Genomic DNA, 25,735 nt, shown 5'->3' on the forward strand with positions numbered 1-25,735 from the left:
CCCGCGTCTCAAAAGACGGGGTTTCTCGACAGCCTGAGAAGACGTTCTGATTTAATCAGTCAATTGAAACAATTTGCCATGCTCCATCTTTACCTTTGGCAAAATAGAAGGTATACCGTATATCAGGGGTATAGCCTTCTTGTTTATTAAGCCGTTCGCCTACAACGGGTATCAAAATCCGATCGTTTTCATTTACAGCTTCGGCAATACCAGTAAACTTCACCGGATGATCCAAGAGGTAATCATGACCTGTTCCAACGTTTGGACCGAGCGCAGTATGGAATTGATCCAAATCTTTTGACACAAAGGCGGCTATTGCCGCTTTGAGTTTTGTTATCATGGCATCCTCAATCAGAGGGTCTTTAACTTCATTCCATTTGATCTCGTCCAAGCTTTGCAGTGCGGCTGATTGAGTTGTTCCTTCTTTTACTACCGATTCTGAGGTTGTCGGTACTGTTTCATTGGTGGATGCACCTGTTGTTTCCTGCTTTCCACAACCAGCAAGCACATTTACAGAAAGTATAAGTATAGAAATAATTTGAGCAGGTTTATTCATATTAGATTAATACATCCTTTCTCTTTCTATAACGAATACTATGTTAAAGAAAGTTGCAATGCCTATATCATAATTTACTCTATTTTTAAATTTATGTAAAAAAACGAAGGCGTCAATCGAATGAACCTTCGTTTTATTGTATATCCCAGCATGTGCGGCAGCATAGGCTTCAATTTTACTTTTTCTCTCTCTTGACCCTACTTGGTTACAGAAGAAAAAGCATAAATGGCAAAAGCCGACCAAATGAAGATAAAGGCTATAAAAGGTTTAGGGTTTGAAGTAAAGGGTTCTACATATTATGCATGCCTAATAAGTGAAACCCTTTATGTTAACTACCGTTTTCTGTTGGTTCAATACAAATTATTGTTTGAACCTTGCAATCCTGCGTAGACCGCTTCGCATAGATCAGTTGTAAATCTTCCGGACATCCCTTCAAGCGCCGTATTTGTGAATGCTACAACGCTCAGTTCTTGACTTGGATCAACAAACCAGGAATGGCCGTAAGTCCCACCCATTCGCCACGTTCCAGGTGATTCCGAAGTATTGGCAGCTTTAGGGTCTTTAAGTAACGTGAATCCTAAGCCGAAACCCCTTCCCGGCCAGTAAGGCATTTCCAGGTCGCCAATTTGATTAGTTGTCATTTCAGTGACGATTGCTTTCGGAAGAATAGGATCTCCTCCCTGCCGTAAAGTTTCCAGTAATTTTAGGAAGTCTCCGGCACTACCAACCATACCAGCCCCACCAGAAGGATAAGCAGACTTATCATTAGCCCGGTCGGGTGCAAGGCGAAAACCAGCTGTACCTTCAATAAAAGGAATAGTGTCAAAGTTATCGTGCAGCCGGCGAGGTTCGTCTGAGCTATCAGCATATGCAGCAGTTAACCTATTTTTATCTACTGCTATAAAACTAGTGTCATTCATATGAAGTGGGTGAGTGACCAGCATTTGTACAGCTTCACTTAACGGCATCCCGGTGATCTTCTCGATGACCGCACCGAGAACATCAGTGGCGATGGAATACCTCCACATTTTTCCTGGTTCATAAAGAAGTGGTGCAGCTGCGAGTCTCTCGAGATTCTCTTCCAAAGTAATTCCGGATATATCCATACCGTCCGATACCTCGGCCATTTCGTAGGCTCCCTTGTCTTCTTGAAAGAAGCGATAAGTTAACCCGGCAGTATGAGTAATTAAGTGTCGAATGGTAATAGAGGCATACTGGCCATTTGGCAGTTTCGGACGAAATGAAGGTAACCATTTTACTACCGGATCATCTAAACGCAACTTATCTTGCGAAAATAATATTAAAGCAGCTGTTGATACAATAGGCTTAGTTACGGAGGCGTATCTAAACAGCGCGTTTTCTTGCATCGGACGCTTCTGTTCCCGATCGGCTAAACCTTTGGCTCGGCTATACACCAGCTCCCCTCTTAATGCTATTTGAACAACTGTGCCTACTATTCTTTTCTCAATAAGTGTGCGTTCAATTACTTCATCCACACAATTTTGTAAAGTATTTATATCCGTAAATCTCATATCCCTCATCCTCTCCTTGTATTGCTTACTTGATTATTTATAGTAAGTATGATAATTATATAAATGATTTTATTTCCTTTACATAAGTGATTTAAGTAATATGAGGCAAACTACTACGAATCTAAAGGTATTTAAATGGAATATCCTTGAGATTAAAAGGAGACATTTTTTATGGACGAAATTGATCATAACATTCTGTTCCATTTAGAGAATAATGCACGATTACCAATGACCGAATTAGGAAAACTGGTTGGGTTGTCTCAGCCTGCTGTAACTGAACGAGTAAAGCGAATGGAGGAAAAAGGTGTTATCGAGGAATACCGTACATTGTTCTCACCTCATAAATTGAATAAGCAGAGCACAGCTTATGTGCTATTTCGGACAAGAGATTGTCATGCCTTCCTTGATTTTTGTCGTTCGTCACCTGAAGTGGTCGAATGTTATCGAATAAGTGGAGAACACAATTATTTATTAAAAATATTGACGGAATCAACTCAGGGCCTCGAAGAGTTTGAGAACAAATGCGATTCATTTGGAACCTACACGACTCTAATTGTGATGTCCTCTCCGATCCCATTTAAAAAACTCATTCAAGGAACCAATTTAATGGCCGTCCAGAGTATAACCTCAATTAAAAAAGAAAAAAAATAGGAATCCGGTCTCTGCGGATTCCTATTTTTTTGGTATATATAAATGGTCTTATTTAAATTCCTTTAGGAAAACCATGCTTTTTGGCTAACACAACTATCAGCAAGGCAGGAAGCAGTAGTATAAATAACGAGCCGGGAAGGAGTTCGGGTCCAAATATCTCAAGCAGGATACCGCCAATAATACCTCCGCCACCGATAGCCAAGTTCCATGCTGTAACCAGCATTGATTGAGCTATGTCTGCGCTCTTGCCTCCAGCCTGGGCAATTGCTGTTTGAAGAATGGTGGCAGCACCGCCAAAGGTAAGTCCCCATATAATGACACCGAAGATGATGATCACAGGCTGATCGATACCGATCGCCATTGCTATTGAAGCCAGGGTGAAGGCAGTGATACTGGATATAGTCATTAATCTTATAAAGCGATCAATCAACATGCCAACAACCCAAATGCCAATAACCGAAGTGATTCCAAAAATAAGCAAAACCAAATCAACTCTTTGGCCAAGAGCGGTCTTGGCAAGGTAAGGAGAAATATACGTGTATAGAATATTATGAGCCAGCACCCAGGCTATAACTACTACCAGAATCGGTCGTACCCCTGGAATCAGAAAGACCTTATGAAGGGAAAGCCTTTCATCGTCAGGCTCTCCATCAAAATCCGGCATCTTCCAAAGGACCCAAACTATTAGGACTGCTGCCAATAAAGTTACAATTCCAAAAATTGGGCGCCAGCCAATGTATGTGCCCAAAAAGGTTCCAACTGGAACTCCTAGCGCCAATGCCAGAGGTGTGCCAACCATAGCCACAGCCATGGCTTTTCCTTTCAGTGAAGCTGGGACCATACGACGCGCATAACCAGCACTCATTCCCCATAACACCCCGGCAGATACCCCTGCAAAGAAACGAGCAGCAAGCGTCAGAACATAGATAGAAGATAATGCGGTTATGGTATTAAACACCAAAAAGCCAGCGATGCATAGTAATAATAGCGGTTTTCTCCTCCAACCACGTGTAGCAGCGGTCAATGGAATTGCGGCTAAAAGCGATCCCACTGCATAGAGAGTAACCAGTTGTCCTACAAGAGCTTCCGAGACATCAAGGTCTTTTGAAATTTGAGGAAGTAAACCTGCAGGTAGGCTTTCAGTCAAAATGCAGATAAAACCCGCCATGGCTAAAGCAAGCAAGCCAACCCACGGAAGACTGTTTGAAAATCCAGTATTTATATTGCCTTCTTTCACACAAGTTGTATTTGAACTCACGATAAAACGTCTCCTTTGTTGAAATTTTAAAAGCGATACGCTTTTCATAAGCTTACACAAAGGATTCGCTATTTTGCATACATGATTAAAGGTAAAAAACTAATTATTAGACGAAAAATCATTTATTTTTTCGATTCTTCTTTTAATTTTAAAGAAACAGGTGAAAGCTTGTATCTCATGCCTTTTGGGACACCCCCGGATGTTTGATGCTCAAAACGACCTTCTTCTTTAATTTCTCAGCCGCAGCTTGAATCCGCTCTGCCTGCGTTACAGCTGAAATCACCGCCACACCATCCGCACCTGCGCGTATCACTTCCTCAACACGGTCCGCCGTAATGCCCCCGATTCCGACGATCGGCACATCAATTCCAGCTTTGCGCAGCTCATACAATATGACTGGACCCTGCACGGCATGAGCATCATCCTTCGAGAGGGTAGGATAGATTGGCCCGACGCCGAGATAATCCGCACCTTGCAGGATAGCTCGGCGGGCTTCCTCAATCGTATGGGCGGAAACGCCGAGAATCCGGTTTCCGATCCGCTCGCGGACGGAATCAGCTGATTCGTCGTCTTGACCGATGTGAACGCCGTCGGCGTCGAGCTCAAGAGCCAGCTCCACATCGTCATTCACGATGAAGGGAACCCCGGCACGGCGGCACTGCTCTTGTAGCCAACGTGCCAACTCAATCCTGGGGGCGCCTGTTAACGCGCCACGGCCCTTTTCCCGGAACTGGACCATGGTTGTCCCGCCGGCCAGAGCCTCTTGCACGATCCTGCCTGGTTCCGCGAGGCAATTCACGCTTCCAAGCACCAGATACACTTGCAGATGCTGGCACATCATCTCTGGTAATATTCTGGCGCTCATTGAAACATCTCCTGACGACGGCGGTAGGCCCAATGATTGGTGGGGCCATGTCCCTGCCCAAGCTGCAAAGGTTCCTCAATCGCCGCCTGGATAAAGGCTTTACCCTTCAAGATAGCCTCCGGTACAGACATCCCTTTCCCTAATTCCGCGGTAATCGCTGCCGAGAAGGTACATCCCGTTCCGTGTGTATGGACAGTCCGTACCCGCTTGCCGCTCAGTTCTGTAAAGGCGGTTCCGTCAAAGAGCAGGTCAACGATCTGTCCGCTGTTCTCGCTCTCGTCGGCGTGACCGCCCTTGATCACGACAAATTTTGGACCCAGACTGCTAATATGTCTTGCAGCCTCGCGGCGATCCTCCATCGTACGAATGCTGATCCCTGCTAGGGCTTCCGCTTCCGGGATATTTGGTGTAACGACCAGGGCCAAGGGGAGCAGGTCGTCCTGCAAAGCCTGCATCGCTTCCGGCTGCAGCAACGCTGCGCCTCCCTTGGCAATCATCACGGGATCGACAACAACCTTCTCCCAGCCGAACTTTCGGATCTGCTCGGCCACAAGGCGGATGATGCCCGCATGAAACAGCATGCCAGTCTTCAGGGCATCCACGCCGAGGTCTGATCCTACGGCCTTGATCTGCTCCGCCGCCGCTTCCTGTGGCAAGGGATATACACCGTGGACACCCAGGGTATTCTGTACGGTAATGGCCGTAATCGCCGACATCCCGTATACACCAAGCTCCTGAAAGGTTTTGAGATCGGCCTGAATGCCAGCCCCGCCGCCGCTGTCCGAACCGGCAATCGTCAGTGCTCTAGGTACACGAACGTCTGTCATTGTGCACCACCTGCCGTAGCTGTTCCGGCTTCATGAATAGATACATGGCCCTTCAGCGAGCCGATATGCAGTTTGGCTAGCTCGTCGAGAAAGGCAATCTGGAAGCTGCCGGGTCCCAGCTCTGCTGTACGTGCAGCGGCCCGGGAAGCCGCTGCACTGTAAAATGCCAAGCCTGCTGTCCCTGCGAGCAGCAGATTAGGTTCAACGGCAGCAAAAGCGCCCAACACTGAAGTCAGCAGGCAGCCTGCTCCGGTTACTTTTGTGAGCAGCGCGTCTCCGCCACAGATCATTCGTACTTCGGCCCCATCGGTGATGACGTCTTCTTTTCCGGTGATGACAACGATGGTATTGAGCGCTCGTGCAGCCCGAGCTGCCAGATCGACATGACTGCTGCTGGCACTCTTACCAGCATCTACGCCTTTAATTTCATGGGCTTCTCCGATAAGATGGGCGACTTCGGCTGCATTGCCCCGCACCATTGAAATGTTGACTTCACTCAGGATTCGCAGTGCCGACTCGGTTCTAAAGCGAGTCGCTCCCGCACCGACCGGATCTAGCAGGACCGGAACACCATGTGCATTCGCCGATTGTCCGGCAATGATCATGGCATCGACCAGCTCGCGGTTCAATGTACCGATGTTTAATACGACGGCTCCTGCTATTTTTGCCATATCCGCGACTTCCTCGGGGGCATAAGCCATCACTGGCGAAGCGCCCAGCGCATATAGGCCGTTAGCTGTAAAGTTGGTGACCACCACATTGGTCATGTTGTGAACAAGGGGGTTGCTGTTGTGTACCTTTGTCAGAAGCTCCGAACAATCCTTTTCCCATGTATTCATATCGTTGACCCCACCGCGGCCTGCATCTGGACCGGCCAGTTTTCCTGCTTATAAGCCATATCCCAGAACATATATTCCAGCTGGCAGCTTAGCATAAAATGCTCAATCATCCGCTCCCGCTCGGCAGTCGTTGCGCCTTCCGCCCAAGCATCCACACGTTCTCGGAATTTGGTTGTTAGATTTTCAGACTGGTAGAAGTTGATCCATTCATAGAACGGATGGGACTCGTCCGGTCTTACCTCATCCAGCAGCCTGCGGCCAATCTCAAGATATGTCCACGGACACGGCAGCAGCACAGCCATGATCTCGCCAAGACTGCCCTCGTGTGCGACCGTCAGCATGTGATGGATATAATGGTGGGCAGACGGTGCGAGCGGATATCCCTGCATTTCTTCATAGGCCACACCTGCAACAGCGCAGAAATTTTGATGCGGATGAATCTCGCTGTGGAGGATAAAAGAGATCTGTTCGTTAAATGCAGCTATGTCCTCCCGGCTCGTGCATTTGGAGATCGCGATGCCGTAAATCCGCATATAGGCATTTAAATATTCAAAGTCCTGTTTTACATAGTGAATCAGCTGTTCCCTTGCCAAGCTTCCTTCGGCAATACCTCTAACAAAGGGATGCTCAAAAATCGCCTGAAAAATACCATCCGCCTGCCGACGAAGCTCTTGCGTAAAGCTCATTTCCCCACCTCCAACAAAATGAAGAGCAGGAAGTCCCGTAAGAAGACAGTTTCGGAACAACGCCAAAAGGCCGCCCCGAAAACTGGAGCGGCTTCATCATAGGTCTAATGCATAAAAAAACACGAGGGACCTTATATACGAAGGCTCCACTTTCCTACGCTAGTACGAACTAGATCAGGTTCAAAGGGTCCAAGATACGTTCTTGTCTCAGCCATAAGCGGCTCCCCTAGTGGACTTCCTATTCTTTTGACTATTACTGTACATTCGTTCATACGTTATGTCAAACCTTCCTCAATTCATTCTTATTGGGAAATCTACTAAATCGAGGGGGACATGAATCATGACAAAAACCGGCAAAATCGGACGGCACTAATAACAGGAGCGAACAGGTAATATTTTACATCAATAACGAAATTAGCACAGGGAGTGTAACGAGAGAGATGACAGCACTGATGACAAAGGAGGAGGCGGTTTCTGATTCCAGGCTTTCAAAACGGGTAGCGATCATAGCAGCGACTGCTGAACCCGGGAAGGAAACGAGCAGAACCGCCTTAACGGTATCGGCAGACGACAGACCGCAGAGGTAGGCAATCAGCAGCATTAATAAAGGCTGTACGATTGTTTTTAACAGCGCGATGGCAAAGGCCCTTATGCTAAAACTAATGTTGCGTACGCCAATGGTCACACCGACTGCAAATAAAGCGGCCCCGGATGTAATGTCACCGATTTGATTAAACGATTTGTTCAACAAATCAGGTGAATGGAAGCCGAACAAGGTCAAAACCACACCAACCAGCGGCACCAGCGCCAGCGGTTCCTTTAAACCGTGAAGAATGGAGTCCCAGATCAGTCTTCCGAAGTGACCGTTCCGTTCCTTGCCTGAATTCTGGTTGGCTACGGTAGCTATAATCGTAGCTGCCGGGTCAAGGACGGCATTGACTACGATTCCCGTAAGTGCAATAGGAATAGCCACGGCTGAGGAGCCGTAGATGGCTCCAAGCACAGGAATGCCCATAAAAGCAAAGGTCGGCTGTGCCGAGTTTAAAGCAAACATAGCGGCATCCTTCACCGACTGCTTCCCCGCAAATCGGGAAAGCAGAAGGAGAACGGTAAAAAAGCCGACAATGCCAATGAACAGAGCTAGCAGGAATGGCCATTGCTCGATGAGCGCTTTCCTGTTCGTTGTCGTAATGCCGATGAATAGATGCGCAGGCAGCGCAAATTTGGTGACGAGCGCATTTAGGGCCTTGGAGGAAGAGGCATCGAAGCTTTTGTAATGCCCTGCTAGCCATCCTAAAATAATAACGAAAAAAATCGGCACCAAAATGTAAAGAATATGTCCGACACTCATAGATCGATTCTCCTTGCTTGAACTGACGTATCCTGCCTGTCTGAACATACATCCCCGTCCCAGATTGAAGAATTAGTGAGGGTGATGTATGGCACTTTCCACGGCTTTGATCCTTGTATATTCCGGTTTCCACATCGCATTCCGAATGGCTTGTTCAACATCTGAAATGTGTGCCTGAGCCACCTGATCCTGAATCGCGGCCTTCGCTACCGCAACCGCAACCGCGTACGAGACATCACGTAATTTTCGGATATGGGGAAGCAACGCACCGCCAGGCTCATTCGAATCTACGGCATTGGCAACGGCATCTGCTGCAGCTGTAAACATGGCAGGAGTGATTCTTTTTGCCTTGACCACAATCGCGCCCAGACCAAGACCCGGGAATACAAAAGCGTTGTTCGCTTGTCCAATCTCAAATTTCGTACCATTATAGGTAACCGGCTCAAAGGGACTTCCGGTAGCGATCAATGCTTTGCCATCGGTCCACTGTATTAAATCCTCGGGTACCGCCTCGGCAAGGTTTGTAGGATTGGACATGGGCATGATGATCGGGCGTTCTACATGCTTCGCCATTTCCTTGATAATTTCTTCAGTAAAGGCACCTCCCACACCGGAAGTTCCTATTAATATCGTAGGCTTCACCTGACGAATGACCTCAAGCAGCGGTATTTTTCCGTCATCAGACCGCATCCATGAGCTAACTTCCTCTTTTTTACGTACATACGGCTTCTGATACTCCAGCACATCTTCCATATCGTCCGTTAACAGCCCGCGGTAATCAAAGGCCCAAAATGGCTTAAATGAATCCTCCGCCGAAAGGCCGTCCGCGATCATAGCTCCCCGAATTTGGTCAGCGTTACCAATGCCTGCGGCCCCCGGTCCGAAGACAAGCACTTTTTGCTCACGCAGCGGAATTTTGGTAACACCTACCGCCGAAAGAATCGCAGCCAGGGTTACAGCTCCTGTGCCTTGAATGTCATCGTTAAAGGTGAGAATGCTTTGACCGTATTTGCCTATAATATGGCGTGCGTTTACGCTGCCGACATCTTCCCAATGCAAAAGCGCCTTCGGAAACTGTGTTAGCGTTTTATTGATAAAAGTATCAATAAACTGGTTATAGGCTTCTCCGCGAACCCGCTTATGGCGGTTTCCGATGTACAGCGGATCATTCAGCAGCTTTTCATTATTCGTGCCTACATCCAGTACAATCGGCAGCACCCGCCCGGGATGAATGCCTGCTGCGGCTGTATATACAGCAAGCTTGCCAATCGCAATGTTAATCCCCCCGACACCCCAGTCACCGATACCCAAAATACTTTCCGAATCCGTCACGACGATCAGATCCACATCCTCACCACTCAAACCGGAATTATAGAACGCCTGTCCAATTCCGTTCGGGTTATCTATCGACAAATATACGCCCCCAGGGCGGTTGTACTCGTGACTATATTCTTGAATCGCGGTTCCTACCGTAGGTGTGTACACCACAGGCAGCATTTCACTCAAATGGTCGGTAAGTAGGCGATAGTAGAGTACGATATTTCGATTGTGAAGGTCGTTGAGCGAAGCATTTTTACGCAGCATGGTCGGTTGTGCCAAAAACTGCTGATACGCTCGTACGCTCTGTTTTTCCAGTGAGAGGACCGTTGGAGGAAGGATTCCTTCCAAACCCAGTTCTTTGCGTTCTTCTTCTGTAAAAGCGACACCTTTGTTCAAAAGGGGGTTCGCTAACACATCCTTGCCTCGTAATGGGGTGGATAATGAGCCGTCCCGATTGACATAAAATGCTTCCATAATAATACCCTTCTTTCTCTTCGTTATTGATGATGTTTATTAAGGTTTATTCATGACGAAAGATGACATGTTGACCATAGTATGGTCATGGTAATATGTTTTATTCGCATATTATCTGCGACAAAATAACCATTAATTTTTTGTGTGATTGATCATAAAGAACTAATTATAAACATTGATAAATAAGATTATTTCGTTATTTTTGGTTCTAATGAATTAGTTCTAAATCTTCTTTTTTTGCAAAATATAAAATTGGTTTTCATCTCCTTATATCCTTATACGTCACGGCATGTCAGCTATTTTGTTAAGAAAATATGAAGGATTTGCATATTAATTTAACCCCTCTAAGCAAACATTTTTAATTCTTTTTCGACAAAATATAACCATCTGGAGGAAAAAGGAGAGGTTTGTGTGCAGGGACCTATAGCCATTTTTAGCGATAATGACAGGGCTATTGATTATCCCAACGTGATTCATTTTTACCAATCTATACAGTGCAGAGACCCTGAGGCAGCTTCAGTTTATGAGAACGCATGTTGTTGCCTGATTGATTATAGGGAACCGGAGAAAGCCGTGCGGATAGCCAATCAGATCCGTAGTCAATTTCCACAAATGCCGCTGTTAGTGGTAACGGATGTAACGGTCCCATTCAGTGATCAGCATATGGTGCAAATCACAGGAATAGGCCGTTTACGCCTGCTATTTTGGCAAGCCAATGATAACGAGGAAATGCTGTCAGAAATACAAAGCTTGCTCTACCCCGAGTATTCGGCCAAAGGGCAGCATATTGCCTTTATTTTGTCTGTATATAATGAGGAACAACGTTTTGTACACGTCGAGGCATTTGCTGAACGCCTGCAGGCTTTTATTCGCAGCCATATTATAGAGGGCTCCATTTATCTCATTGATGATGGCAGCCATGATGGCACCAATACCTTGATTAGAGCGCTGAAGGCAACAACGGATTTGTCCGTCAACCGGATTAATCAGAATCTTAGTCCTTTGATTCAAACCAAGGAATTGGGGCGCAATACCCGTAAGGCAGGAACATATCTGGAAGGCATGCGAACCATCGGTGCGGATTATTACGTATTTGTGGATGCGGACGATTCCTTTTTTATTGAGGATATTGCCAAAATGATTAACGTGGTTCGACAGGGCTACTACGATGTCGTGATTGGAACCAAGGATATGACAGCCGAAAATCGCTCTTTATTACGATCTATCGTGAGCTTTGGCAAACGTATGGTTTCCCGACCGTTTTTACCGACAGGTGTGGTGGATTCCCAGACAGGGCTTAAAGTCATGAGTTCAGTGGCGGTGAAGCGGATGTTTCCACATTTGAAGGAGCAGCTCGGGCTGGCACTGGATTTGGAAATGATGTTTATCGCCAAGCGACTCCAGCTTCGTGTGATGCAGCTACCCGTCAAGTGTATTGACCGGGATGGATCGCACATCCATGTCTGGAAGGATTCCATTCGTTTTCTACGTTCCATTATTGATATTTGGCGGCTGGATCGGCGGGTGAGATAACAACGTGAACAACCGACTGCGTTCGTTGATGTTTCCTATATTTAATGTGCTGCTGAACGGATTTAATTTTTTCTTTCATATTGCAGCAAGCTGGTATCTTACCGGACAAGCCTATGGTCAGGCGAATGCGCTGTTGGCCCTCTTTGCCCTGTTGTCCGTTTTGGGCTTATCGATTCAGCTATTAACCGCCAAGCTGGTCTCCAAGGGAGACCACAAGCTTTCACTGCGAAGTCTACCGCTTGGTCCTCTCTTGCTAAAAGCTCCTTTGTTGCTCACCGTGCTTGCCATAGTCATGCTGGTGATCTTTCATCCGTTGCTGCGCTCGCTATTAGGCGTCCAATCCGGCCCGCTGTTCATGCTGTATGGCTTGGTAGGGCTGCATATTCTCGTGAGCTCGTGCCGCGGAGATTTACAGGGCAGGGAACGCATGCTGGCGCTCAATGTGAACTACTATATTGAGGTTTTAGGAAAGCTGAGCCTGTTTTTTGTATTGGCTGCATTGGGGTTAAAGCTGGAAGCCCTGCTGCTGGCTAGCTGTGGTGGAATGTTACTGTCGCTGCTTCACGGCTGGATCGTTTCGGCTCGGGGCTTATCCTTATTCAGTCACAGTGGAGCACGTATACCTTCCGGGCTATGGAAATCACTAGGTCAGGATTTTACGGATAGTCTCATAACGAACTTATTTATTTTGTTTTGCATTTCCATTGACATGCTGTATGTGCAGCATTATTTCCCGGAACAGGCCAGTAGCTATGCCATCGCGCTGAAGTACAGCCAATTAGTCTATTACGTTTCGTACAGTCTGATCGCTGCATTTATTCCAAAGCTCGGTGCGCATGGTCATGACCGTCAAGCCTTGGGAAAGCTGATAGCCGTGTATGCCGGATTAATGGCTGTGGCAGCCATCTGTGTGTATGTAGGCACAACCTTTGTGTTCCCATCATCTATTCCTGTATTATTCGGGTCTTCCTATCAGTCGGCAGAAGTTTTTATTCCATGGGGAGGATGGGTGTACTGGCTGTTTTCCATCGTACTGTTTTTTGTTCATATGCATGTATTGGTGGGCAGACGCAAATTTATGTTCAGCTTAATCGCAGGAGCGGCGGCTTTACTGGCAGCCTTTCATATGGCGCACAACAAGCCTTCCGATTTTTTACTATCTGAGCTGGTGGTTTATGGTGCCATGTCTCTTTACTTTGTGGTAGATGCCTATTTCTATTTGTTCAAAATAAAGATAAGAGGGGATTCAGCCCATGAATACAATCCATGAACAGGACGGTAAAACCGTAGTTCTATTGCTATCCTGGCGTGACATTCGTTCACCTAAAAGCGGAGGAGCAGAAGTTTTCACCCATGAGATGCTAAAACGCTCACAGCAAGGCCGCTTTCACTTCATTCATTTTTCACCCCAATTTGAGGGATTGCCCGAGCATGAAATCATAGACGGAATTACGTATATTCGAAAAGGAAGTATATACAGCGTGATTTATTTTGCCATGCGTTATTATCGCCGTCACCGCAAGCATATTGATTATGTCATTAATCAGGCGAATACGCACCAGTTTTTTACCCGTTTTTGGGTGGAGGCATCCAAGCGGATCTTTTTTATACACCAGCTAACAAGGGAAATATGGTTTGAAAATGCCAAATTTCCGCTAAATGTGATCGGATTTCATCTGGAGCCGCTGATGCTTAAGCTGGCACGCACGGACCGTACACTCACCGTTTCCCCGTCTACCAGGTATGATTTGCTTAAGCTGGGCTTTCACCCGGATCGTCTTCATCTCTTGCCGGAAGGCATTGAGTTTGACCACTGGCCGCGTGAACGGTTTTTACCGAAGGAGTCCAGTCCGACCTTTATGTACGCCGGGCGCTTTGTGAAATATAAAGGGATTGATCTGGTCGTTGAAGCCTTTGGGCGGCTCAAGAAAAAATTCCCTCAGGCTATATTGTGGATTGTCGGAAAAACCGATAAAACGTATGTGGCAGAACAATTATTGCCGATTATGAAGCGGTATGGATTGACTTACGGAGAGCCGGATGAACAAGGACAATCCCAAGCGGATATTACCTTTTTCGGATTCGTTTCAGCAGAGCATAAGCTGGAGCTGATGAGCCGTGCCCACGCGCTTGTATTTCCATCCCTGCGTGAAGGCTGGGGCCTGACGATTACCGAAGCGGCAGCCGTTGGAACCCCCAGCATTGTCAGCAATTCACCAGGCTTGGTGGATGCGACAGATTTTGGGAAAAGCGGATATCTATGCTTTCACGGTGACATCCGGGGTTTATCTGAACAGATGGAAAGAGCAGCGAAGGGTGGCGAAGACTACATGGCCATTCGTGAGCGGGCGTATCAGTATGCGTTGAGATTTCATTTTGATCATACAGCAGCTGCGTTTGAGCAGTTGATAGGAGATTGGACAGAGGAGGCGGAACAGAGTGGACAAAGTGGTCATTCTCTTCTCCACATACAATAATGAACGGACAATAGAGCCGTGTTTGCGAAGCTGTATGGGGCAAAATTACAAGGACTTGCATATCGTGATCGCCGATGATGGCTCGGATGACCGGACTGTGGAGGTGATTCGTACGCTGTCGGTAGGAAGTTCAGTACCCGTTACGGTATTGGAGCTTCCCCATGGGGAGCGTGGAGTTGCGAGGGTCAGGGCGGTCGAGGAAGCGGAACGCTTGGGTGCCGAATACATGCTTGTATTGGATTCCGATATGATTTTAGCCGAGCATTTGATCCAGCAGAGCATTGACTTTTTTGACGATCATCAGGACATTGGTGCCTTGGTTGTTCCTGAGGAGGCGTATTCGGAGGCGGACAACTTTTTTTCCAAAGTGAAAGTCTTCGAGCGAAATGTAATTAACAACGCAGGTGAAACCTTAGGAAAACGCTCCATAGAAGCGGCACGCTTCTGGCGAATGAGCGCTTACGAATCGACAGGCGGCTTTAATGCGGAGCAGATTGCCTTCGAAGAAATACAGCCTACCCTACGCTATATAGAGTCTGGTGGAGTCATTCGCCGGGCGGTATTTACACGGGTATATCATGATGAAAAAAAGGTATATCTGCATGATATATTACGTAAAAAAGCCTACTATTTTTCCGTGATGGATCGTACGATGTCATCCGAAGAGGGGGGCTTGCGAAAGGCACTGGAACGCTGGTACTTCTTCCGTCCGGTGCTGTATACATGGGGGAATTTGAAAAGCTACATTCGTCACCCGTTGTTGACCGTGGGCATGTTGTGGATGTATACATGCCTGACTGTGGTTGGGGTTGCCGCCGTGTTAAAGGGCGGCAACCGTCACTCAGGCGATCTCGCTAAGACGGATAAGGCGTAAGGATGAATGGCCTACAGTCAGCGTATCCAGCGTGTACAGGTCGGGATCGGAAGATTCCGACTCCTCATGCGGTATATACAGTGAATGCGCGGTTAACTGTATACCTTCACCGTCAGGATGACGAAGTGAGCTGCCTACAGGATACGGATCAGCGAGCGCAGCGTGTACAGCAGTTACGATATGCTGATCATTGAGCAGCACATAAGGCCGATACGGAGCATTCAGAATGCTGTCAATAAATACTGACAAGCTGTGAGCCACATTTTGGTCTGCATGCAGGCTGCTTCGATTGAACCGGGCCTGATCCAGTGCTTCGTACAGGTTCTTTTTTAGTGTATCATTATCCAGCTCCAGTGGTTTCGTCAAAAAGCGGAACACGCCGACTTGATTGATCGCTGATAAAATAGACTGCGTATGCAGGTGACCTGACAAAATGATCCGTACGATATGCGGATAGTCCTTTTTAATGATACGAAGGAACGTAATTCCGTCCAGACCAGGCATAAGCAGATCGGATACCACTACATCAATGGGATGTTGTTCCAGCACCTGTAAGGCTTTTTTGGGTGTGTGAGCGGTATATAAGGTGAACGTTTCTTGCGTTAAAGTCCGCTCTAGCAAGGACAGAACCATAGGGCTGTCATCAACAAATAGAATGTTTTGGGGTGTCATAAGCAACTGCGCAACTCCAATCATGAAGTAAGAAATGAGGAACTACATGTATAATATCAGCGTTTTGGCATTTTTGAAAGATGTCAATGCAGAACGGGCGTTGCGTCTTTTTTGTGAACGATTCGATTCGGCTGAACATGCGCTTTGGGAAAAAGGCATGCGTCTGCTTCATCAGTATCATGCTGTGCGACATACGGGTATAACCCTGACTGTCTCTAGCGCACTTCAGCACATGGATGATCGTCATGATATTTATGTGGTCGATCTTCGGGAGTATAGCGAAGAAGAGCTGGATCGCTTGTATATCGCAAAAACTTGCGAGTTGATTTTGCTGACGGACGGGGCACCGGAAACCGCTGTGAGGTTTGCGGCACTCCAGCGCCGGACTCCCCGGTTGCTGTGTGCACGCCTGCCGCTGGTCAGCTACGAGCTAGAATGCCTAATGCAGGCCATTTTGGGTCGTCTTGAACAAAATGGAGGGGACAGGGGAGCATGAAGCAATGGGCTTTGTTGAAACCGGGTTGGCAAAAGATGATCCTGTACCTGATCGTTCTGTGCGTGATTGTATTCCTGGCTGCTGTGCTTCAATGGTTTGTCGTACGGCAATTCAGCAGTCACTTGGGAGAAATTCAAAATGAACAGCTCCAGCATGAGGTGCAGGAACTGTCCGCCAATATAACTGAGCGTTACACTGTATGGCAGACTGAACTGAAGGAGCTGTCATCCAGTCTGGGCAGAGATATACTGAATCAGGGGAAGCGTCAATACCCCGAGGGATTTAAACGTGAAACCGGGTCCTTTTATGTGCTGGATGAGCAGTATCATGTGATTGCCGGACGAGAAAATCGTGAGATGAAGAGCGCGGTGCAGCAGGTTAAATGGCTGCAAAACGGATGCGCCGTAAGCCCCTTTGTGACAGAGGATCATCAGCCTGCTCAGTATATGGTATGCAGGATTCAAGGGGCTCAGATGGGCGGCTTTATGGTACGAACGATTGACGCTGATATGCTTAGTGGAATCATTAAAAGTAAACCAGTCGATCAGGACAAGGTTTTATTTTATAATAATCAATTTAAGGTCGTAGCTTCCCGCAATTCATCGGATATCAACCGAACGGATATTACAAACGAAACCCGCAGGCTGCTGGAGGGCAATACGGGCGTCATTGAGGATAGCGGTGAGAAACATGGAATAGGGTTCAGCCGCATTGGGGAAGAGGCGCTTTACATATCGGTTGAAGATGTCAGTCAGGACATTGCGGAGCGCATCAGCTCTTTCCGCAAACAGTTGTGGATGGTTATGACTCTGCTATTACTGATGCTGTGGGCCATGCTCATACAGTTCCGAAAACGGGTTGTGAAGGATGCCATCGTAAATAACCAGGTGCGTGACCAGCGGCGGGATGAGGATATGCGAGAACAGCAGGACACCTATTATTTACCGTTAATGCAGTCGATTGAGCAGCAGCTTCAGGAGCTGCAAGAGCAGACTGCCCGTCTGACAGGCGGTGATGATCTGAAGCTGCTGGGCTTCTATCATGATCTGGCCAACCGCTTTGAAGCGGCTTCCAGCCAGGGAAAAGGAGCATCTCATGAGGAACTGGAATACTTCCGGGAGTTGAATGAAAATTTCATCCAGGGCCGTCTCAGACAGGAGTCCTCACTGGGAGAGCTGCTAACGGGAGTACGCACCCTGCGCGATGAGCTGGAAGAAAAGATGCATGATAATAGTGGGATTAGCTTCACAGATATGAATGAGGTATTGTCCGAGTCGTTGAAATGGGCGAACCGTTCGTTGAACATGAAGAACATTCAAGTCATCTTGCGGCAAGAGCCTGTTCCATCCATTGCAGCACAAGCGCCGATGCTGTACAAAACGATTCAGGGGTTGCTGGAAAATGCAGTGCAGGCCATGAGTCAAGGTGAAGAGCCGATAGAGAATCAGGAGCAAAGCCGAACAGGGTTTCGATCCAAGCACAAGTCTCAAATGCTCAAGGTGAGTTCACGGCTTGAAGAAGGAGAAATTATTATTCTTATTGAAGACACGGGCGGTGGGATTGATGATAAAATGCGCTGGAGCTATTTTCAGCCGGATTATTCCCAGAGCTCGCAGGAGCATACCTTCAGCCTGTATCATATGGATGCATACCTGAAGACGATAGGTGGACGTTTAAAGCTGCGTAATACGGATCAAGGCTTGCAGGCCATTGTTCGCTTGAGAAGATAGCCAAAGATAACCGACAGATAACGAGAAGTTCAAGAGAGGGGGCTGAGCATGAAAAAATGGATATTTCGCTATCGCTATGATATGGCGGCAATGATGTTGATGCTGATTGCCATTGTTGCATATCTTGCTCCCATCTATGGACCAGGGCAAATTGTGTTTAGTGACATTGCCTTTGGAGCCACCTCTCATCGGTATCTGGAGGAAATAACGGGGGTATGGAACGAACGATGGTCTACCTCGACCTTGTTCAATGCTCCACGTATCCTGTATATTTTGCCCTTCTATGGACTTTCACTGTTATTTGACGAGAGCGGGCCGGTCTTGCTGAAATCTTTTATCACGGGTCTGTTATTTACTTCGGCGTTCTCGATGTATGCCTTTGCCAAGCGGCTGGTCAGTGTGTATTATTCACCAAGATTTACAAAAACCCGTATTTTTGCCATTATGGTCGGCTCGTTGTTTTATGCACTGAATCCGTGGGTTATTTTCCGCATCCAGCATATTTATCTGCTCTGTGGATATAGCTTGTTTCCGCTAATGCTGAGATTCTTTTTCAGTGCGGCTGATCCCAAATTTCAAATTCAACAAATTAAAAACTATCATCCCCACAAGCTGTATCAGCGGAACTGGATCGACCTGTTCCTGTTGGCTGCGGTATTCACCGTTAGTGCTGCGGCCATTCATTATTTTTTCTTCGGGATGATCTATTTCGGCTTGTTCACCATGCTGCTATTGATCAAGCTGACCTGGACCCACCGTAAGGCCGGACGCACCTATTTACAGCCGTTATACGGCAATTTTTTGCGTAAAGGGATTATTTTTGGCGTATTTTTTGGACTACTCAGCTTTTATTGGTTGTCCCTGTATGTCGGCAGCATGCTGATGGACGCTCAAGCGTCTCAGCACAATATCAACGTCGTGGATACGTTGTCTCTGTTCAGCCGTAACAGCAGTTTAGATAATGTGGGTTATTTATTGAGCTATTGGTGGCCTATGTTTTCCTTTTCCTCACTGCCTGCCCTATTTTATGTCGGAGGGGGATTTTTGCTGCTATTGATCGGTTATGCGATGGTGACTCGTTCACATAAAAATCCGATCATTTTGATTTTTTCATTGCTTACGGTGCTGTTTCTGGTCGCAGCTACCGGGACGACGTTCCCATCCATTGCCCAATGGTTCGTCATTTTGGTTACGAAAACGCCTGTGATTGGTTCGGTTTTCCGTGACCCCAACAAATTTATTGGTCTAATCGCTCTTAACTTTGGGGTGCTGCTGACCTTTGGCGTGATTCAGTTTATGGAATGGTTCGGTTCATCTCCGTTGCAGCGTGTGTATAAAAAGCTGGCGGTGGTTATCGTCGTCTTGTGTCTGGGGGTGTATTTTGCTCCCCTGCGCACCCAGTTCATTGAGGGGTATTACAAGCCGGTTCAAGTGCCCAAGGATTATAGCCAAATGGCTGAAAAGCTGACAGACCCGGATCGTTTTGACAGCAAGGCATTATATTTTCCGATAGCCGACAATATGATTCAAAGCTATAACGGAGTAGCCACACCCAGATGGAATAAAGGGAAGACTGCAAATGAGAAGGCAACCGGGGATTTCCAGGTCTACTCTTCTCCTAAAAACACCATCTTCCATCATGAGGGGAATGATCCCGCGATTACATACTATATGAATTTTCTGCAGTATGTCATGGACAATGGGCTAAGCTCCCGGTTGGGCTGGCTGTTCTCTACCTTTGGGGTTAACCAGTTGGTCTACCATGATGAATATATGGGCCAGGAGAAGCGTCAGGAATTTCATCTGTCTCAGCTGGAAGGTCAGATAGGATTGAAACGTACCTATAAAAACGGGATCTTTTCCATTTTTAATCTGGATCAGGCACCACCCTATATGAACATCCTGGCGAGTAAAATTGTGACACCTTACGGGTTTAGCCGATTGGAGAGCTATAGTCATCTGCCCGGCTTTGATTTTAGTCGCTTTGGAGTATTGTTCAGTACGTTAAAGCCAGAGTTAAACACTATTCAGACAGTCAACAAAGGGGATTATGTAGAAGCAGCCTCCTTTAATGATTTGCTGTTGTCACAGCTTCCGGCAGAGGATTACTTGCGGCCTTTTGATGCGATTGAGGATGGCAATGCGTTTTTGAAATGGTCCAAAACCTTTGCCTCGACCAACGACTGGCTGTGGTATTTATCCTCCCAAGGCATACGAAACTTTCCGTTCGATATGGAAATGGATGCAGGGATTGCGGTCACCTTTGCCAGTAAAAAGCTGGATGTGGCTCCTTATCAGATGAGCGGCATTAAGGGGAACACGGTCGTGGATTTTGACTCTATGCTGAAGACCGAAACCTTTTTCAAGCCGGATAATCCGCAGTTGTTCAGTGTGCAGGCTAATCCCCGTGAGGAATTGAATGATGTACCGACACTGCACGGCGAGATTATGAAGGGAGATCCGAGCAATATATGGCAGGTCGCCAGGTCCGGGTTGCTGGAAGCCAAGGAAAATAATCCGTATCAGTTCCAAATCACCGTATCCGGTCGCGGGACGAACAAAATGCATGTAAAAATGCGGTTTTACGATAAGCAAATGCGTGAGCTGGGGGTTAGCTATGTCGTGGCGCCTTCAGAGGGATATAATTTTGACGGTGTAAAATTTTACGGGGAATATGTGTCGCCACCCGGCAGCTATTGGATGCGAATGGATTTGTTAACCCTGCAACGTCCACAGCAAAAAAATTATTGGTGGATTCATGATATCCAGCTACGTGATTTGGGCAAATACAGCAAGCCCAACTCATTTACAATGCATAAAAAGCTGGATCAACCGCAAGCCTCGCATGTGTATGCCAGAGTGTTTTTAAATAAGGCAGGCGGAAAATTGCAAGTCGCACTCCCGGACGGAGTGGCTAACATTAAAACCCAGGATGAGGGCTTGAACCAATTCAAATGGGTCGATTTGGGAGAGCATGCCTTCCCCAAAGGGGATACCCCGATCACGGTTACTAACCTGCAAGGCTTTAATGCGGTCAATCAATTTGCGATTGTACCTGCAGATCAGCTGGATAAGCTATCTTTTCCGGTAGAGCAGGCGTTGAAGCGGGGCAAGCTCTTTTTCACCTTGGAGGCAGAGAACGATTTTAATGTCGAAGGGAATGTGCAGACAGAACGCGCTCTACCACGACTCAGTATGGGGCGGGGTATCAGTTTTCAGAAAGGTTCATTAAGCAGGGATGTAGAAGTCGCCAAAACAGGCACTTACTCCACAGCTATTCTGGCTGATTTACCCTCCGGGTATCATGGGGCACTGACGATGAAATGGACGAACCAGGAGACAGGAGAGGTGCTGACTCGAACGATTCGTACAGGTGAGGCTTATAAGCGATTGCCTACCACCTCTTCATCCGAAAATCAGGTTATTGAAACGGTGCCCAATCAGGATGGCTTCTCCAAACAAATCATTCATGTCCCCGGTCTGCTGAACGAATACGGACGAGTAGAATTTAGGAATTTGTTCTTACCCAAGGGAATGTATCGCCTAACACTTGTGCTGGATAGTCAGGTTCCGTCTTTGAGTAGTTTTGATGATATCCATCGGATGGCTGGGCAGGAAGTGACCGTGATACCTGAGGAGGATACGACGGAATCCTTAAGTACCGATGTAGGCTGTGTGGCGGATATTCGGCCCGGACAGACGAATCTGGCTTTGTCAGCCAAGGGGCTATCCATACGTTATGCACCAAGCTATTCCTGTGACTGGAATATTTATGCGTCCCGGAAAATGAAGGCTCAGCCACTACAAGAGTATGCCGTGCAGTTGGATGCGCGGTCAGAGCAAATTGGAAGTCGGCATATGAAGGTCATTTTTTTGAATAAAGCCTCCCAAATTCTCCAAACCTCCTATATTGACGAGGTGGAGGAGAGAGATAAGGAGAAATGGAATCATTATGATCAGATTGTGAAGGCTCCGGCAGAGACCTCCTTTATGCAGTTTCAGATTTTGGCACATGCGAATAAGAAGCAGCCAGGCTTGTTTCAAATGAAGAACTACTCCATCATCCCTTATCGAGCGATGATTACAGTGGACCAATTTACGTTGTTTGAGGGAACGGATATGGAAACCTTTTTTGTAGCTCCATATGCTTCGGAAAGCATTCAGGCTACTCGTGAAAACTCCATGGAGCGCAGCTTTACGCTATATAACCCGACGCATCAGGAGGTGCTGATCCGGGAGACCGAGTCACCCAACCCGCTTTGGGAGTTTAGGCTGGGAAGCGAACATCAGCGTGCCCGTCTGTCTGTGAACGGCGTGACTACCGGATTCATTACCAGTGGCAATGGCAACGGAAAGGTTATCGTTATTTTGGCTTCGGCTTATCGTTTCGGGTGGGTACTGTTCTTCATCGGGATACTCGGTGGAGCAGCTTGTTTTCTTCCTTATCGGCGATGGAAAAAGCGAAAGCTTCCATAAGAAGCAAGCTGCTCAGAGGGGGACTGGGAGCATAATGAGGCTATATTTCGTACTTGTAGCCTCTGCCCCAGACTGTGCGGATATGCTGAGGATTTTTAGGGTCACGTTCTATTTTTTTGCGAAGGCTGGAAATATGTACGTCGATGGTACGATCCAGATAAGCGCCATCACCGCCTTTGATCCGGTCCATCAGCTCGCTGCGGGTAAAGACTTTTCCTGGATTGGAAGACATCTCTTTTATAATGGAAAATTCGATTTGAGTAACTTCAATTTCTTGGTCATCGACTAACAGGCTATGACGGTAATCATTTACCCAGACCCTTACCTTTTTAATCTTTTGGGTTATCGTTTGCGATTCGGTAAGCATATTGCTGCCGCTGCGACGCAGTAAGGCTCTGATGCGGGCATTTAACTCTCTCAGACTGAAGGGCTTGCATAAAAAGTCATCCGCTCCGTCATCCAGAGCCTTTATTCTTATATTCAGCAGGGTGTTATTAGAGATGACCAGCATAGGGACCGTTGTAAATTGACGGATTTGGCCGATTATCGCACATTCGACTTTACCAGAAAACATCAGAGAGGTCACAATAATATCCGGCTTTAAACGCATAAGTGCAGGAATGGCAAATTTACAATCATAGATAAGTTCGGTATGATAACCTTCCTCCTGAAGATGAAGAGCAATCATATCTGCCAAACTTTTTTGATCTTCAATAATGAGTATTTTTATGGGCATAACTGACATCTCCTGTATAGATAAAGATACAATAACATTGCATAATTACGTATTTACCGCAATAATACATACTTATGTATTCGGCAGAAATACGAAAAATGAACAGTCCTAATTTAGAAGAAAAAATTTTAATTTAGAGAAAGAAGGTTGCGTCTTTGCGAATGATCTTATTATCTGGGGGTTCTGGTAAGCGTCTTTGGCCCTTATCCAATGTGAACCGTCCCAAGCAGTTTCTTTCCATCCTGCGTCATGACGAGCGGCCCGAAAGCATGTTGCAACGGATATGGCGGCAATTAGATGAAGCGAAATTGGCTGATGAGGCCTATTTCTCAACGAGTGGGACTCAGGCCGAGCTGATTCGGGGGCAGATTGGCGGAGATGCTGTGGTTATAGAGGAACCGACTCAGCGCGATACCTTCCCAGCCATTTCACTGGCTACGGCCTACTTGCATGACGTTGCAGGTGCTGCACGCGACGAAATCGTAGGGGTTATGCCGGTGGACGGATATGCGGGAGATGAATTTTTTGAGCTTTTGCGCAGGCTTCCTGCTATTTTAGAGCAATCGGGAAGTGATATCGCACTGATGGGAGCGGCTCCGACCGAGCCTTCAGATAAATACGGGTATATTGTACCTTCGTCCTCTCCTTCGCTTGACCAGCCATTTTATAGAGTTAGCTCATTTGTAGAAAAGCCGGATCTCATTCGTTCGGAAGCGTTGATCCGTGAAGGGGCGTTGTGGAATTGCGGGGTGTTTGCTTTCAGACTTGGTTTTTTGTTGGATATACTAGAGCAAAAGGGTTTACCGGCAGACTATGAATCTCTTTCGATAAATTATGCAGACTTGCCCAAAACGAGCTTCGATATTGCAGTAGTAGAGCAGACACGTAAGCTCTCTGTGCTTCCATACCATGGAGAGTGGAGGGATTTGGGCACCTGGGATTCGTTGGTACGGGAGATGAGCTCAGAACTGAGCGGCCCTGGCTATATTTCGGAAGCTTCACATGACTCGCATATTATCAATGAACTGGAGATTCCGGTCAGCATCTGGAATGTTCCGGACATTATCGTCGTTGCCGGGCCGGATGGCGTACTGGTTACAGATCGACAATCTTCTACAGGCATTAAGGATATGGTGGCAGAAATTGAAATCGGTCCGCGTTTTGAGGAGCGCTTCTGGGGAAAGCAAACTGTATTATCTCATCAACAGGCGGCAAGCGGACTGCAGACAGTGACCAAACGAGTCGTCATTTCGGCTGGAAGATTTATTAGCTATCATGAGCATCATTTCCGAAAAGAAGTTTGGACCATCGTCTCAGGAATCGGAAGCGTATGTATCAATGGCGTGACACAAAGGGTCAGTCCCGGTGAGGTCATCGTTGTAGAGCCCGGTGCAAAGCATTTTATAGGGGCAATAGAGGGAGATTTGGAATTCATCGAGTCACAGATCGGACATATCGTATCGGAAACAGATATTAGTCGATACGAGTTTCCCGATCCGATGGACACTCATACCCTATGATTGCTTGCAATTAGGGACCAGAGAGTAAATGTATAGGTAATGAGAAGGTAGTAAAGGAGGGGGAAGACCTACTTTCTATTTAATGGAAGATATGTGTTTTTTTCAAAAAAAAGGTATTCATGCTTTGGGCGCATGAATACCTTTTTTCCGCATCTAGCAGCTCATGCGGATACCATCATGTGTACGAAGCACAAGGCTTATAAGATAAGCTTCTTGGAAATCAGCCATTCTTTGACGGCATCCGTACTGAGGTCTCTTTCAGGCGTCCATTCTATTTTATCAACCAGCTTGCCCTGTTTGAATTCTGCAATCGTGGGGGTGTATTTTACGTTGTAATCCGCTTTGAATTTATTCCATTGGGACTTGTCTTCATGAATTTTATGAACATTAAAAAATGTAATTTTGGAGCCTAAATGATACTGTTCAATCATCTTATTAAACTTAGGCTCAAAACGGTTGCAGTCACCACAGCTAGGTCTACCGACGTAGACAAATACACTTTGATCCTGCTGAATCAAGCTTTTAAAGCCATCAAATGTAACCGCATTCAGGCGGTCATATATTTCGGGGTAATTGCTTTTACTCGCTTGAATCTCTTTGTCTTTCTGCTGAACAACCTGCTCCAGGTTCTGAAATTTAACTACAGCTGAAATAGCGATAGCAATGAGAAGCAATACAATGACACTTAACCCGGCGATATATGATTTTTTCACAGAAATCCTCCTTTTTTTACAATCTCACACTTACAATAAGTGATATTTCCATTTTTAGCTGTAATACTTGTCTCATGATGTACAAAAAAAGAAGCTTTCCCTATGGAAAGCTCCAGAGTGTCGAGAAAGTCCAACGGACTTTCTCGACA

General features: G+C 46.7%; 21 protein-coding genes and 1 riboswitch. Of the genes, 9 read left to right on the forward strand and 12 right to left on the reverse strand.

The window, feature by feature from the left end; genetic code table 11:
- Nucleotides 1-55 precede the first annotated feature (55 nt).
- A complete protein-coding gene (locus L693_RS0116375; RefSeq protein ID WP_025718330.1) occupies nt 56-556 on the reverse strand; it encodes a hypothetical protein in 501 nt (166 codons plus the stop codon).
- 350 nt (nt 557-906) lie between these two features.
- Nucleotides 907-2,088 (reverse strand): serine hydrolase domain-containing protein, encoded by a 1,182-nt coding sequence (locus L693_RS0116380; RefSeq protein WP_025718332.1) that lies wholly within the window; start codon nt 2,086-2,088, stop codon nt 907-909.
- A 171-nt stretch (nt 2,089-2,259) separates the two neighbouring features.
- On the opposite strand from L693_RS0116380, the gene L693_RS0116385 reads away from it, so the two are divergent.
- The gene (locus L693_RS0116385) at nt 2,260-2,739 is read left to right on the forward strand and encodes an Lrp/AsnC family transcriptional regulator (protein ID WP_025718333.1); all 480 of its coding nucleotides are present in this window, start codon (nt 2,260-2,262) and stop codon (nt 2,737-2,739) included.
- Between the two features lie 52 nt (nt 2,740-2,791).
- Here L693_RS0116385 and L693_RS0116390 read toward each other — a convergent pair whose 3' ends face one another.
- The 7 genes from L693_RS0116390 to L693_RS0116420 all read right to left on the reverse strand — a co-directional run bounded on the left by L693_RS0116390 (nt 2,792) and on the right by L693_RS0116420 (nt 10,359).
- Nucleotides 2,792-3,907 (reverse strand): MFS transporter, encoded by a 1,116-nt coding sequence (locus L693_RS0116390; RefSeq protein WP_442950182.1) that lies wholly within the window; start codon nt 3,905-3,907, stop codon nt 2,792-2,794.
- A gap of 265 nt (nt 3,908-4,172) precedes the next feature.
- Nucleotides 4,173-4,862, reverse strand: coding sequence for a thiamine phosphate synthase (gene thiE / locus L693_RS0116395; protein ID WP_025718335.1), 690 nt, complete (start codon nt 4,860-4,862; stop codon nt 4,173-4,175).
- Nucleotides 4,859-5,689, reverse strand: a complete 831-nt coding sequence (gene thiD, locus L693_RS0116400; RefSeq protein ID WP_025718337.1) for a bifunctional hydroxymethylpyrimidine kinase/phosphomethylpyrimidine kinase — start codon at nt 5,687-5,689, stop codon at nt 4,859-4,861. The genes thiE and thiD overlap by 4 nt, the downstream gene beginning before the upstream one ends.
- Nucleotides 5,686-6,528 (reverse strand): hydroxyethylthiazole kinase, encoded by an 843-nt coding sequence (thiM, locus tag L693_RS0116405; RefSeq protein WP_025718338.1) that lies wholly within the window; start codon nt 6,526-6,528, stop codon nt 5,686-5,688. The genes thiD and thiM overlap by 4 nt, the downstream gene beginning before the upstream one ends.
- On the reverse strand, nt 6,525-7,214 hold the full coding sequence (gene tenA / locus L693_RS0116410; protein ID WP_025718339.1) for a thiaminase II: 690 nt from the start codon (nt 7,212-7,214) through the stop codon (nt 6,525-6,527). The genes thiM and tenA overlap by 4 nt, the downstream gene beginning before the upstream one ends.
- Before the next feature lie 134 nt (nt 7,215-7,348).
- Nucleotides 7,349-7,452: riboswitch (TPP riboswitch) on the reverse strand.
- Nucleotides 7,453-7,611: 159 nt separating this feature from the next.
- A complete protein-coding gene (locus L693_RS0116415; protein WP_025718340.1) occupies nt 7,612-8,565 on the reverse strand; it encodes an AEC family transporter in 954 nt (317 codons plus the stop codon).
- 72 nt (nt 8,566-8,637) lie between these two features.
- Entirely contained in the window at nt 8,638-10,359 is a 1,722-nt protein-coding gene (locus L693_RS0116420; RefSeq protein WP_025718341.1) for an NAD-dependent malic enzyme, read from the reverse strand.
- A gap of 411 nt (nt 10,360-10,770) precedes the next feature.
- On the opposite strand from L693_RS0116420, the gene L693_RS0116425 reads away from it, so the two are divergent.
- The 4 genes from L693_RS0116425 to L693_RS0116440 are packed head-to-tail and all read left to right on the forward strand — an operon-like array spanning nt 10,771 to nt 15,243.
- A complete protein-coding gene (locus L693_RS0116425) occupies nt 10,771-11,892 on the forward strand; it encodes a glycosyltransferase (protein WP_025718343.1) in 1,122 nt (373 codons plus the stop codon).
- 4 nt (nt 11,893-11,896) lie between these two features.
- A complete protein-coding gene (locus L693_RS0116430) occupies nt 11,897-13,162 on the forward strand; it encodes a transporter (protein ID WP_025718345.1) in 1,266 nt (421 codons plus the stop codon).
- Nucleotides 13,146-14,369, forward strand: a complete 1,224-nt coding sequence (locus L693_RS0116435; protein WP_025718347.1) for a glycosyltransferase family 4 protein — start codon at nt 13,146-13,148, stop codon at nt 14,367-14,369. The genes L693_RS0116430 and L693_RS0116435 overlap by 17 nt, the downstream gene beginning before the upstream one ends.
- Nucleotides 14,332-15,243 (forward strand): glycosyltransferase family A protein, encoded by a 912-nt coding sequence (locus L693_RS0116440; protein ID WP_025718349.1) that lies wholly within the window; start codon nt 14,332-14,334, stop codon nt 15,241-15,243. The genes L693_RS0116435 and L693_RS0116440 overlap by 38 nt, the downstream gene beginning before the upstream one ends.
- Here L693_RS0116440 and L693_RS0116445 read toward each other — a convergent pair.
- Complete coding sequence (locus tag L693_RS0116445) at nt 15,211-15,915, reverse strand: response regulator (protein ID WP_025718350.1); 705 nt, start codon at nt 15,913-15,915, stop codon at nt 15,211-15,213. The two genes, L693_RS0116440 and L693_RS0116445, sit on opposite strands and share 33 nt — an antisense overlap.
- A gap of 46 nt (nt 15,916-15,961) precedes the next feature.
- Here L693_RS0116445 and L693_RS0116450 point away from each other — a divergent pair, with 46 nt between their 5' ends.
- From L693_RS0116450 to L693_RS0116460, 3 genes are read left to right on the forward strand one after another with little or no spacing between them, the layout of a single operon-like run.
- Nucleotides 15,962-16,411 carry a hypothetical protein gene (locus tag L693_RS0116450; RefSeq protein WP_025718351.1) on the forward strand — a complete coding sequence of 150 codons (450 nt, stop codon included), beginning with the start codon at nt 15,962-15,964 and terminating at the stop codon, nt 16,409-16,411.
- Nucleotides 16,408-18,141 carry an ATP-binding protein gene (locus tag L693_RS0116455; RefSeq protein ID WP_025718352.1) on the forward strand — a complete coding sequence of 578 codons (1,734 nt, stop codon included), beginning with the start codon at nt 16,408-16,410 and terminating at the stop codon, nt 18,139-18,141. The genes L693_RS0116450 and L693_RS0116455 overlap by 4 nt, the downstream gene beginning before the upstream one ends.
- A 48-nt stretch (nt 18,142-18,189) precedes the next feature.
- The gene (locus tag L693_RS0116460; RefSeq protein ID WP_025718354.1) at nt 18,190-22,617 is read left to right on the forward strand and encodes a hypothetical protein; all 4,428 of its coding nucleotides are present in this window, start codon (nt 18,190-18,192) and stop codon (nt 22,615-22,617) included.
- 40 nt (nt 22,618-22,657) lie between these two features.
- Here L693_RS0116460 and L693_RS0116465 read toward each other — a convergent pair whose 3' ends face one another.
- Nucleotides 22,658-23,353 (reverse strand): response regulator transcription factor, encoded by a 696-nt coding sequence (locus L693_RS0116465; protein WP_025718356.1) that lies wholly within the window; start codon nt 23,351-23,353, stop codon nt 22,658-22,660.
- Between the two features lie 161 nt (nt 23,354-23,514).
- Here L693_RS0116465 and L693_RS0116470 point away from each other — a divergent pair, with 161 nt between their 5' ends.
- Nucleotides 23,515-24,873 carry a sugar phosphate nucleotidyltransferase gene (locus L693_RS0116470; protein ID WP_049825188.1) on the forward strand — a complete coding sequence of 453 codons (1,359 nt, stop codon included), beginning with the start codon at nt 23,515-23,517 and terminating at the stop codon, nt 24,871-24,873.
- A 197-nt stretch (nt 24,874-25,070) separates the two neighbouring features.
- Here the strand turns inward: L693_RS0116470 and L693_RS0116475 are convergent, their stop codons facing one another.
- Complete coding sequence (locus L693_RS0116475) at nt 25,071-25,586, reverse strand: thioredoxin family protein (protein ID WP_025718358.1); 516 nt, start codon at nt 25,584-25,586, stop codon at nt 25,071-25,073.
- Nucleotides 25,587-25,735 lie beyond the last annotated feature (149 nt).

Origin of the sequence: Paenibacillus sp. 1-18 (assembly GCF_000520755.1) — a bacterium.
In the GTDB taxonomy this organism is placed as follows: domain Bacteria; phylum Bacillota; class Bacilli; order Paenibacillales; family Paenibacillaceae; genus Paenibacillus; species Paenibacillus brasilensis.